The organism is Caballeronia sp. AZ1_KS37 (assembly GCF_023631165.1).
In the GTDB taxonomy this organism is placed as follows: domain Bacteria; phylum Pseudomonadota; class Gammaproteobacteria; order Burkholderiales; family Burkholderiaceae; genus Caballeronia; species Caballeronia zhejiangensis.
Map to the genome: position 1 here is coordinate 56,434 of NZ_JALQDP010000011.1, position 11,580 is coordinate 68,013.

The window sequence follows — 11,580 nt, forward strand, 5'->3', positions numbered from 1 at the left end:
ACTCGGAGCGAGTGGATGAGCCGCATAACAACGTCACAAAAAAAATGGATTCTGGCCGCAACCACGCTGATCGCCGCGTTGGGATTAAGCGCCGCGCTTCATCGGGCCGATGCCGCGCGCATCACGAGCGTGTCGCCGCAAGGCAAGGTCGCGCAAGTGCGGCAGGTCGTCGCCAAGTTCGACGAACCGATGACCGCCTTCGGCAATGCGGCCGCCGCCGCGCCCGGCAAGATCGCCTGTAGCGGCGCGGGCGCATCGGCTACCGCGGGCTCGGGCCGCTGGATCGACGCCCAGACCTGGGCCTTCGACTTCGAGCACGATCTGCCGCCCGGCGTGCGCTGCGCGCTCGATCTCTCGGACACCCTCAAATCCACGGCCGGCAACGCGCTTTCCGGCCCGCGCCACTTCGCGTTCCAGACGGGCGGACCGTTCGTCACACGCATCATGCCGGGCTACGGCGACATCGAAGAAAATCAGGCCTTCGTGCTGCGTCTGAACGGCCCGGCGACGCAGGCGTCCGTGCTGCAGCATGTCTGGTGCGAATCGAGCGCGCTCGGCAATCGCATTCCGGTCCGCGCCGTCGACGACGCCACGCGCGCCGCGCTGCTCAAACACTTCCGCCTGGAGAAAGAGAGCGATCGCGTACTGACGCTCGCGTGCCAGCAAACGTTGCCGTCCGCGACGAAAATGCAGCTCGTGTACGGCACGGGCGTGACGGGACCGAGCGGCATCGCCAATGACGTCGAGAAGCGCTTCAACTTCGACGTGCGCAAGCCCTTCACCGCCGGTTTCTCCTGCGAGCGCGAAAACGCCAACGCACCGTGCACGCCGCTGCGGCCGATGCGCCTCACGTTCTCCGCGCCGATCAGCCGCGCCGATGCGCAGAAGTTCGCACTGCGCGGTCCGAAAGGAAGCGCCGCGCCTCACTTCGAATCCTAGCGACAAGGATGCGGAAGTCAGCGGCATCGAGTTCGCCGCGCCGCTGCCCGAGCGCGCCAGTCTCACCATCGAGGCGCCCGCGAATCTGAAAGACGTGAGCGGCCGCACGCTCGCCAACGCCGACCTTTTCCCGCTCAAGACCGCGACCGCCGCGATGCCGCCGCTCGCGAAATTCTCGTCGGGCACGTTCGGCATCATCGAGCGATTCGCGGAACCCGGCATGCCGGCGATGCTGCCGGTCACGCTGCGTCATGTCGAAGCGGACCTGCATGTGCAAGGGCTCCATTCGGGCACGTCGCAGATCACGAAGCTCAAGCTCGACGCCGACACGGACATCCGCGAGTGGATGCGCGCCGTCGACATGTTCGACGACGTCTCGATGTCGCGCTCGTCCATCGAAAAGCTCATGCCCGCGATGCTGAACAACGGTATCGAGCCGGTCATCATCCCGAACAGGGACGGCTCGGTGTCGAACGATCCGCAAATCGACATTCGTTCGCTGTCGATGCTCGCGAAACAGCGCGGCGTCGAAACCCTCGCCTTGCCCGCCGCCGATCCGAAAGCGCTGCGTCCGTTCGAAGTCGTCGGCATTCCGCTGACAAAGCCGGGCTTCTATGTCGTCGAACTGAGTTCGCCGGCGCTCGGCGCATCGCTGCTCGACAAGAATCAGGCGATGTACGTGCGAACGTCGGTGCTCGTCACCAATCTCGGCGTGCATTTCAAAGAGGGACGCGAGAACAGCGTCGTCTGGGTCACGACGCTCGACAAGGGCAAGCCCGTCGCGAACGCCGACGTGCGCGTCACCGACTGCAACGGCGATGAAATCGCCACCGCGAAAACCGATGCGCAAGGCATCGCGAAAATCGGCAAGCCGCTCGCGTCCGTGCGCCGATGCAACGAGCGCAGTCTCGCGTGGGGCGGCTTTTTCGTGTCCGCGCGCGTGAACGATCCCGTGAGCGGTCCGGACATGGCGTTCGTGACATCGGACTGGGATCGCGGCATCGAATCGTGGCGCTTCAACGTGCCGACCGACATGAGCGCGGCGCGCACGACGCGCGCGCATACGGTGTTCGACCGCACGCTGCTGCGCGCGGGCGAAACCGTATCCATGAAGCACCTGCTGCGCGTGCAAACGCTCGGCGGCTTCGCGTTTCCGAAGAGCTATCCAACGCGCGTGACGATCCGGCACGTCGGCAGCGGACAGACGTGGCATTTGCCGCTCAAATGGGCCGCCGATCACAGCGCCGATTCGACCTTCGCCGTGCCCGCCGCCGCGAAGCTCGGCGAATACAGCGTGTCGCTCGACAACGGCACGGCTTCATCCGACGACGATAGCGGCAACGCCAACGACAACGACAACCCGGTGACGCAGTCGTACGGAGCCGGCAGCTTCCGCGTGGAGGAATTCCGCCTGCCGGTGTTCAAAGGCTCGATCACGGCCGGCGAGGCCAAAGCGTCCGGTCTCGTCGCGGCGCAGGAAGCGCCGGTCGCGGTGCGGCTCGAATACGTGCAGGGCGGACCGGCATCGAATCTGCCGGTGCAGGTTTCCGCGCTCGTGCGCGATGCCGCGCCGCCCTTCGCTTCGCAATACGAAGCGTTCACTTTCGCACCTTACCGCAAGCCGACGGACGACGGCGCGAGCGCGCCCGCCGAAGACGAAGACAGCGAGCAGGAAGACCACGCGACGACGAAGCTCGTCGCCGACAAGCTGCGCGTCACGCTCGATCGCGAAGGCGCCGGCAAGGTCACGATCAAGCCGCTGCCGGCGCTCGAATCGCCGAAGCGTCTCACGCTCGAAGCGAGCTTCGCCGATCCGAACGGCGAGATTCAGACGATCAGCGGCGGCACGACGCTGTGGCCCGCCGACGTCGCGGTCGGCGTGAAAGCGGGACATTGGGTATCGGTCGGCGGCGCGCTGCCGGTGCAGGCGATCGCGCTAGATCTGCAGGGCAAGCCGCGCGCGGGCGTGTCGGTGGAGATCAAGGCCGTCGCTCGCGTGATGTCGAGCTCGAGAAAGCGCATGGTCGGCGGCTTCTACGCTTACGACAACCACACGGAAATCAAGGATCTCGGCACGCTGTGCAGCGGCAAGAGCGACGATCACGGCATCGTCTCGTGCGATGCGAAGCTGAAGGATGCCGGCAACGTCGATGTCATCGCGATCGCGAAAGACGGCGACGGCCGCGCGGCCAACGCGAGTACGTCCGTGTGGGTCACGCGCGCGGACGAGCTGTGGTTCGGCGGCGAGAACACCGACCGCATCGACGTGCTGCCGGAAAAGACGAGTTACGAGCCCGGCGAAACCGCGCGCTTCCAGGTCCGCATGCCGTTCCGGTCCGCGACGGCGCTCGTCGCCGTCGAGCGCGAGGGCATCGTCGAGACGCGAGTCGTCGAACTGAACGGCACCGATCCGAGCGTCGAGCTGAAAATCGAAGCGTCGTGGGCGCCGAACGTGTACGTGTCGGTGCTCGCGTTGCGCGGACGCATCCGCGAAGTGCCGTGGTATTCCTTCTTCACTTGGGGATGGAAGGCGCCGGTCGAATGGGCGCGCGCGTTCTGGTACGAAGGCCGTCAGTATCAGGCGCCGACGCCGCTCGTCGATTTGAGCAAGCCCGCGTTCCGCTACGGGCTGGCGTCGATCAAGGTCGGCACGGCGGCGCACAGGCTCGCGGTCAGCGTGAGTCCGGATGCGAAGTCGTACACCGTGCGAGGCAAGGCGCACGTCAAGGTGAAAGTCGCGCTGCCCGATGGCAAGCCCGCGCCCGCGGGCACGCAGATCGCCGTCGCGGCCGTCGATGAAGCCTTGCTCGAACTGATGCCGAATCGAAGCTGGGACGTGCTCGACGCGATGCTCGAACGGCGCGCGTACGGCGTCCAGACGGCGACCGCGCAGATGGAGATCGTCGGGCGGCGGCACTTCGGGCGCAAGGCGGTGCCTGCGGGCGGCGGCGGCGGACACAGCGCGACGCGCGAACTGTTCGACACGCTGCTGCTGTGGAATCCGCGCGTCACGCTCGATGCCAAAGGCGAAGCGACCATCGACGTTCCGCTGAACGACGCGCTCACGCGCTTTCGCATCGTCGCGGTGGCGGCGGTCGGGGCGGGCCAGTTCGGCACCGGCAGCGCATCGATTCAGAGCACGCAGGACTTGCAACTGATATCGGGATTGCCGCCGCTCGTGCGTGTCGGCGATTCGTTCCGCGCGCAGTTCACGCTGCGCAACACGACCGCGCGGACGATGCGCGTCTTCATCACGCCGCATGCCGGCGCGCTGGCGCTCGATGCGCGCACGGTCGAGCTTGCGCCGGAATCGTCGCAGGAAGTCGCGTGGGAGGTCACGACGCCCGATGTGCTCGGCGCGAATTCATCCGCAGCGTTGGAATGGAACGTGACCGCGTCCGAACAGGCCGGACCCAGGGCGAGCGATGCCGTCAAACTGACGCAGAAAGTCGTCGCGGCGATTCCCGTCAATGTCCAGCAGGCGACCCTCGCGCAAGTCGACGGCACGCTCACGCTGCCCGTCGCGCCGCCCGCGGATGCAATCAAGTCGAGCGACGGCGCCGTGCGCGGCGGCATCGCGGTGTCGTTGCAATCGAAGCTCGCCGAAGGACTGCCCGGCGTGCGTCGCTGGTTCGAGCGCTATCCGTACAGTTGCCTCGAACAGCAGACTTCGCGCGCGCTCGGCCTGATGGACGCAGCGCTTTGGCAAGGCGTGCTCGCGCGGATGCCGTCGTATCTCGATCGCGACGGCCTCGCGAACTACTTCCCGCCCGCCGACGACGAGCGCCCGACCGGCAGCCCCGCCCTCACGGCCTATCTGCTCGCCGTCACCGATGAAGCCGCGAAGCAGGATCGCCGTTTCGCGCTGCCCGACGATTTGCGCAATCAGATGGCGGCGGGCCTCGCGAATTTCGTCGACGGCAAGCTCGAGCGCAAGTTCTGGGCGCCGCGCAACGATCTCGACGATAGGAAGCTCGCCGCGATCGAAGCGCTCTCGCGCTATGGCCTTGCACAGCCGCGCATGCTCGGCTCGATCACGGTCGCGCCGGATCAGTGGCCGACATCCGCGGTGCTGGACTACTACGCAATCCTGTCGCGCGTCGACGGCATTCCGAATCGCGACGAGAAGCGTGCGCAGGCGGAGCAGATCATTCGCGCGCGTCTGACGTATCAGGGCACGCGACTCACGTTCTCGACCGAGCGCGACGACGATCTCTGGTGGCTCATGACCGGCACGGAAACCAACGCCGCGCGCACCGCGCTCATCTTTGCGGATGCGCCCGGCTGGAAGGACGAGATGCCGCGCGTCGTCGCGGGCCTGCTCGCGTTGCAGAAGCACGGCGCGTGGCAAACGACGACCGCCAATCTGTGGGGCGCGCTCGCCGTCGGCCGATTCTCGCAACTCTTCGAGAGCACGCCGGTGACGGGTCACACGTCGATCCAGCTGGGCGCATCGGCGCAAAGCGTGAATTGGAGCGCCGCTGTCATGTCCACGCCCGCGCCCGCCTCGGCCACGCCCGCGACGAAGAACGCGAACGCGCGCAGCGTGATGCTGCCGTGGAGCAGCGGTTCGCTCACGCTCTCGCAGGACGGCACGGGCAAGCCGTGGGCGACGATCGAAAGTCTCGCGGCTGTCGCGTTGAAGGCGCCGTTCGCGGCGGGCTATCGCATCGCGAAAACCGTCACGCCGATCGATCCCGCCGTGAAAGGCGCGCTGTCGCGCGGCGATATCGTCCGCGTGCATCTCGACATCGACGCGCAAAGCGACATGACGTGGGTCGTCGTCAACGATCCGATTCCCGCGGGCGCGACGATCCTCGGCTCCGGTCTCGGACGCGATTCCGCTGCGGCGACCGAAGGCGAGAAGCGGGATGACGGCGCGTGGCCCGCGTTCGTCGAGCGTGGCTTCGATGGTTATCGCGCGTATTACGACTATCTGCCGAAGGGCAAGCTGAGCGTCGAATACACGATGCGCCTGAACAATCCGGGCACGTTCGGCCTGCCGCCGACGCGCGTCGAAGCGCTCTACGCGCCGTCGGCGTTCGGCGCGCTGCCGAATGCGCCGGTGGTCGTCAAGCCGCTCGCCGCGAAGTGATCCGATGAAACGCGCCGCCTGCCTTCTGATCGCATGCGCGCTATCGATGCCGGCGCAGGCGCAGCCGGGCTTCGACGAAGTGCGCGCGAACTGGCGCAGCTCCGACTGGGTGCTGCTCTCGCGCGACGGCGAGCCGCTCGCGCGCACGCGCGTCGACAAGAGCGCACGGCGCGGCGACTGGATCGCGCTGTCCGACGTGTCGCCCGCCTTGCGCGAAGCGATCGTCGTATCGGAGGACAGGCGTTTCTACGAGCACGCGGGCGTCGACTGGCGCGGCGCCGCGGCAGCCGCGTGGGGCAATTTGTGGAACACGCGTACGCGCGGTGCATCGACGGTGACGATGCAACTCACCGGTCTCATCGACGATGACGGCAAGCGCGCCGGCCGCCGTTCGATCGGCGAAAAGGCCGGGCAGACAATCGGCGCGCTGTGGCTCGAACGCACCTGGCGCAAGGATCAGATTCTCGAGGCGTATCTGAATCTCGTGCCGTTTCGCGGCGAGATCGTCGGGTTGTCGGCGCTATCGCAGACGCTGTTCGGCAAGGCCCCTTCCGGTCTCGACGAACGCGAGTCGGCGCTCGCCGCCGCGCTGGTGCGCGCGCCGAACGCGCCCTTTGCGAAGGTCGCCGCGCGCGCGTGCGTGATTCTGCGCGACATGCAGACGCTGCACGGCGTCGCGCAGAGCGTCGATCCGTGCATCAATCTCGACAGCTACGTGCAGCTCACGTTGACCCGCACCGCGTCCGCGCCCGCCTTCGCTCAGGGCGACGACGCGCTCGCGCCGCATCTCGCGCGACGCATCGCGGGCGAAGTGCATCCGATGGCTGGCGCGCGCGTGCGCTCCACGCTCGACGCGCGCCTGCAACGCTTCGCCCGCGATACGCTCGCCCGCACGCTCGCCGAACTGAACGCGCGCCCGCATCCGCGCAATGTGCACGACGCGGCGGCCATCGTGATCGACAATCGTTCGGGCGACGTGCTCGCGTGGGTCGGCTCGGCGGGCGGCCTGTCGAACGCGCCGGAAGTCGACGCCGTGCTCTCGGCACGTCAGGCCGGCTCGACGCTCAAGCCCTTTCTGTATGCGCAGGCGATCGACGAAAAGCGCGTCACCGCCGCCACGCTGCTCGACGACGCGCCGCTCGATCTCGCGACCGGCGGCGGCCTCTACATTCCGCAAAACTACGATCACGACTTCAAGGGCTGGGTAAGCGTGCGAACCGCGCTCGGCTCGTCGCTCAACGTGCCGGCGGTGCGTACGCTCGTGATGGTCACGCCGCATCGCTTCGCGAAGACGCTCGTCGCGCTCGGGCTGCCTTTGTCGCAAGCTGGCGATTACTATGGCTTTTCCCTCGCGCTCGGCAGCGCGGACGTGACGCTGGCGACGCTCGCCAACGCGTATCGCACGTTCGCGAACGGCGGCGTCGCACAGCCCTTCTTCGATCTCGCGGACCATCGGCCGGCGCAGGCGGGCACGCGCGTCTTCAGCCCGGAAGCGAGCTTCATCGTCACCGACATCCTCGCGGACAACAACGCACGCACGCGCACGTTCGGCTTCGACAGCGTGCTCGCCACGCGCACCTTCAGCGCCGTTAAAACCGGCACCAGCAAGGACATGCGCGACAACTGGGCGATCGGTTTCACATCGCGCTACACCGTGGGCGTCTGGGTCGGCAATGCCGACGGCGCGCCGATGTGGGACGTTTCGGGCGTGACGGGCGCGGCGCCGGCGTGGAACGCGATCGTCAACTATCTGAACCGGCGATCGGATAGCCGCGCGCCGCAAGCGCCATCGGGCGTCGTGACGACGCGCGTCACGTATCAGAACGACATCGAACCGGCGCGCAGCGAGTGGTTCGTGCGCGGCACGCAGATGAGCGCCATCGGCCTCACGGCGAACGCGGCGCAGGCGGCGCGCGGCGCGAACGCCGACGCGCGGGCCGCACGCATCGGCGCACCGACGGACGGCACGATCTTCGCGCTCGACCCTGACATTCCGCCGGCGCGTCAGCGCGTGTGGTTCACCCGCGTGGACGGCAGCGCGCGCCTCGCGTGGCGGCTCGACGGCAAACCCTACGGTCACGACGCCCGAGCGGCATGGCTGCCGTGGCCGGGCCGACATGTGCTCGAACTGGTCGATGCAAAAGGCGAAGTCGTCGATAAAGTCGGCTTCGAGGTCCGCGGCGCTTTCGCGAAGACGTCCGCGCGCACATCGAAGTGATGCGCGCACGCCCGCTAAAACAGCGACGTCATCCGTGCAGCGTTTTGCAACGTTAAAGATTGTGCGCGGGCGCGGTGCGCGCGACGGGGTCGTGCACAATGCGGGCGCCATCGTTCGGGACGGTTTTTTGCCCTATCCTTAACGGCATCTTCCCGATTGGCCCGAACTTATCGATTCATCCTTTCTCTCAAGCCTGGAGTGCCGTCATGCTGAAAAAGCTGCTGATGCTGTGCTTTGCGTTCGTGCTGTCGATGGGAGCGGCGTTCGCCGCGGTCGATGTCAATACCGCCGATCAAGCCGCGCTGGAATCGGTGAAGGGTCTGGGGCCGGTGAAGTCGAAGGCGATCATCGACGAGCGCACGAAGAACGGCCCCTTCAAGGACGCCGACGATCTCGCGACTCGCGTCAAGGGTCTCGGCGCCAAATCCGTGACGAATCTGGAACAGAATGGGCTGACGATCGGCGGCTCGTCGCTGCCGCCGACAGGCAAACCGTCGAAGCCCGCGACGCCGTCGACGCAAGGCGGCAGCGCCGCGCCGAACTCGACGGTCAAATCGTCGACCGCGGCCACCGGCGCGACCTCGCCCGCAGCCACGACGGCGCAGACGCCGGCCACGACGCCTGCCGCGCCTGCATCGGGAACGAAGGCGTCGAAAAAATCGAAAAAGGACAGCGCAGCGTCGGCAGCAGCGAGTGCGTCGAGCCCTTCCGCCGCGAGCGAAGCGAAGCCCGCAAAATCGAAACGCAGCAAGAAAGATAAGGCCGCCAGCGCCGCGGCTGCCAGTCAGTGATTCTTCGGGGAACCTTGTCGAAGGAAACTTGCCTTCGTATGACCATCGTCGAACGGCCGCTCGCGGCCGATGCCCGCGCCGCCGCGACCGGTTCCGAGCCGAATGCGGCGGCACAGGCGAACCCACCCCGCAACCTCTCGTAGTGAGACCGTCATGAGCCTACTCGATATCCTCGCCTCCACCCTCGGCAATTCGTCGCAACAACCGGGCGGCCAACCGGCTCAGTCCGGCCAGGCCGCGCTGATCGCAGCGGCGCTCGCTTTCGTCAACAGCCAGCCCGGCGGCCTCATGGGCCTGATCCAGCGCTTCCAGCAACACGGCGCGGGCGACGTGGTCCAGTCGTGGATCGGCACGGGCGAGAACAAGCCCATCAGCCCCGACACGCTCACGAACGTGCTCGGGCAGGACAACGTCGGCGCGCTCGCGCAGAAAGCAGGCGTCTCCGGCGACCAACTGTCCAGCATGCTCGCGGCGGTGCTGCCGCATATCGTCGATCGCGCAACGCCGAACGGTGAGGTGCCGCCCGAAGGCCAGCTCGATCTGACCGGCGTTCTGGGCTCGCTTGGCGGCCTCGCAGGTCTTTTCGGCAAGAGCGAAGAGCCCAAGCAAGGCTGAACGCGCTTTCACGCATTGAATCGAAAGCCCCGCCGGCGTTGAACCGAGCGGGGCTTTTGTGTTTCAGGCGGCTGCAAGCTTGCGTGTCATGTCCTCGATGATCGTGTAGCGGATCACACGCAGACACATCAGCTCGCCGCCGAGCGTCGCAGCCAGTCCCGGCCGCTCGGCGAGCAACGCCGCGTTTTTCTCTTCGACGCGCGCGTACAGATCGGCGGCCGCGCGCACGATCGAACCTGCGAGCGCATCCAGCAGCCGTTCGGCCGTCGTCCTGGCGATACCGAGCACTTCGCCCGCCCGCAGCATCAACGCGCGATCGAAGTCGTCGTAGTAGCGCGCGCCGAGGATGTCCCACGCGAACGATGCCCGCTTCGGCCATGCGTCCTTTTGATACGACGGCGTCGCGTATGCGGCTACGCTCAGCAGGTCGTAGAACGGCGCAAGCTGAATACCTTGGCGCGAGACGAGGAAACTCAGGTTTTTCAGATGCGCGTCCGAATTTCCCACCAGCACATTGAACACGAGCCACGAAAAGAGCCGCGTGCGTGCGGACGCCTGATTCCGGCAACGCGCGGCCAGTGTGGCGAGTTGCTCGACGCTGCCCTGCTCGTACTTGAACGTACGCGCGAGGTCGAGCAACTGGCAAGCGTCGATGCTATGCAGCCGGCGCCATTGTCCCGCCCGCGACTCGCGGTCGAAGCGATCCACGAGATACACGGGAGAAGGCACGTAGCGCCGATGCACGCCCGGAACGCCGAGGCGCAGCTTGTCGGCGAGCTTCATCACGAACCATTCGTTGATGACCGAGTGCGGATAGTCATCGGTGTCCTGATGATTCGGCTTGAGGATATGCGTCGACGGTGTGCGGCCTGCCGGCTCGAACAACGCGTCGTCGCGCAACACCACCGCCAGCTTGTGCTGCGCGCCGGCGAGCGACATGCGTTTGAGTGCGTCGTGCGTGAGCGGCAGGCGGGGCAACGCGTCGATCCGCGCCTGCAACGCTTCGTCGGGCAGCAAGCGCTCGGCGGGCGGTTGCTCGTCGCTTGCACCGGGTGGACGCAGCGTCACCGAACCCGCCGATTCGGCACCGTAGTGCGCGAGCAGCGCGAAGGCATCGGCTTCGTTGCGAATGGCCGCGTCGCGCGCGAGCAGCGTGCGTTGGCCTTCTTCCGGAAGGAGGTTGTCGAAGTACCACTGCACCGAGCGGCGCGTGCTGCCGTCGCGCAACGCGTTCGGTTGCAGCGGCAGCGCCGGACTCAGCGGATAACCGTCCACGCTGTCGCGCCACGCCGGCAGATAGGAGAAAGACCAGATGTCGTCGTCGGCGTTGAGCACACCCACTTCGACGTCGTTGATGCTCGCGATCAGATTGCGGCGGCCTTCGAGCGTCGCGATGGTCTCAGGACTCATCCGCGTCCTCTCGTGCGCGACGACGTTTCTCGGCGCGCTCGACGCGGGCGTAACGCTTGACCGCCTCTCCCGCGAAAAGCTCACCCGCTTCGTCCGGGATATCGACCGTCACGCGCACGCCCAAGCCTTCGAGCACTTGGAACAGCTTGCCCCAATGCACGCTCTCAGCGCCCTTCTCGACCTTGCCGAGAAAGCTCTCGCTGACGCCGATGCTGCCGGCCGCATCGTCCTGGCGAAGCCGTTGCGCTTTGCGCGCCGCACGCACCGCGACGCCGATTTCGCTCGCCGTTCGAATATCGATTTCCATAATTTGAATCCGTGCGATCGCAGGGATAAAACCGAATCATTGTATGAGAGCACGATAATCCATGCAATCGAATGGATTTTCATTCATCGCGCGTGCTCCGCGCGGGAATCCGTGCGATCGCACAGATTATAGAAACAAAAAAGGCAACGAATCGCTCCGTTGCCTTTTTCGCCCGACGGCCGCCGCGCTACCGCTACGACCGAAC

5 protein-coding genes and 1 pseudogene are annotated in these 11,580 nt (G+C 66.5%); 4 read left to right on the forward strand and 2 right to left on the reverse strand.

Annotated features, from left to right (window positions below; all coding sequences use genetic code 11):
• Positions 1-15: 15 nt before the first annotated feature.
• The 4 genes and pseudogenes from NCS00_RS08205 (at position 16) to NCS00_RS08220 (ending at position 9,658) form a co-directional block, all read left to right on the forward strand.
• Positions 16-6,034: pseudogene (locus NCS00_RS08205) on the forward strand (alpha-2-macroglobulin family protein).
• A 4-nt stretch (positions 6,035-6,038) separates the two neighbouring features.
• Positions 6,039-8,252 (forward strand): penicillin-binding protein 1C, encoded by a 2,214-nt coding sequence (gene pbpC, locus NCS00_RS08210; protein WP_250439837.1) that lies wholly within the window; start codon positions 6,039-6,041, stop codon positions 8,250-8,252.
• Between the two features lie 206 nt (positions 8,253-8,458).
• Positions 8,459-9,043 carry a ComEA family DNA-binding protein gene (locus NCS00_RS08215; protein ID WP_175982271.1) on the forward strand — a complete coding sequence of 195 codons (585 nt, stop codon included), beginning with the start codon at positions 8,459-8,461 and terminating at the stop codon, positions 9,041-9,043.
• 153 nt (positions 9,044-9,196) lie between these two features.
• On the forward strand, positions 9,197-9,658 hold the full coding sequence (locus NCS00_RS08220; protein ID WP_250439838.1) for a YidB family protein: 462 nt from the start codon (positions 9,197-9,199) through the stop codon (positions 9,656-9,658).
• A gap of 63 nt (positions 9,659-9,721) precedes the next feature.
• On the opposite strand, the gene NCS00_RS08225 is transcribed toward NCS00_RS08220, so the two are convergent.
• On the reverse strand, positions 9,722-11,068 hold the full coding sequence (locus NCS00_RS08225; protein WP_008349309.1) for a HipA domain-containing protein: 1,347 nt from the start codon (positions 11,066-11,068) through the stop codon (positions 9,722-9,724).
• Positions 11,058-11,375, reverse strand: a complete 318-nt coding sequence (locus NCS00_RS08230) for a helix-turn-helix domain-containing protein (RefSeq protein WP_175982273.1) — start codon at positions 11,373-11,375, stop codon at positions 11,058-11,060. Before NCS00_RS08230 ends, NCS00_RS08225 begins: the two co-directional genes overlap by 11 nt.
• Positions 11,376-11,580 lie beyond the last annotated feature (205 nt).

Bases quoted from the DNA above. Each gene is read 5' to 3' on its own strand.
- NCS00_RS08215 (WP_175982271.1), top strand. From the start codon at position 8,459: ATGCTGAAAAAGCTGCTGATGCTGTGCTTTGCGTTCGTGCTGTCGATG.
- NCS00_RS08225 (WP_008349309.1), bottom strand. From the start codon at position 11,068: ATGAGTCCTGAGACCATCGCGACGCTCGAAGGCCGCCGCAATCTGATC.
- NCS00_RS08220 (WP_250439838.1), top strand. From the start codon at position 9,197: ATGAGCCTACTCGATATCCTCGCCTCCACCCTCGGCAATTCGTCGCAA.
- NCS00_RS08230 (WP_175982273.1), bottom strand. From the start codon at position 11,375: ATGGAAATCGATATTCGAACGGCGAGCGAAATCGGCGTCGCGGTGCGT.
- pbpC (WP_250439837.1), top strand. From the start codon at position 6,039: ATGAAACGCGCCGCCTGCCTTCTGATCGCATGCGCGCTATCGATGCCG.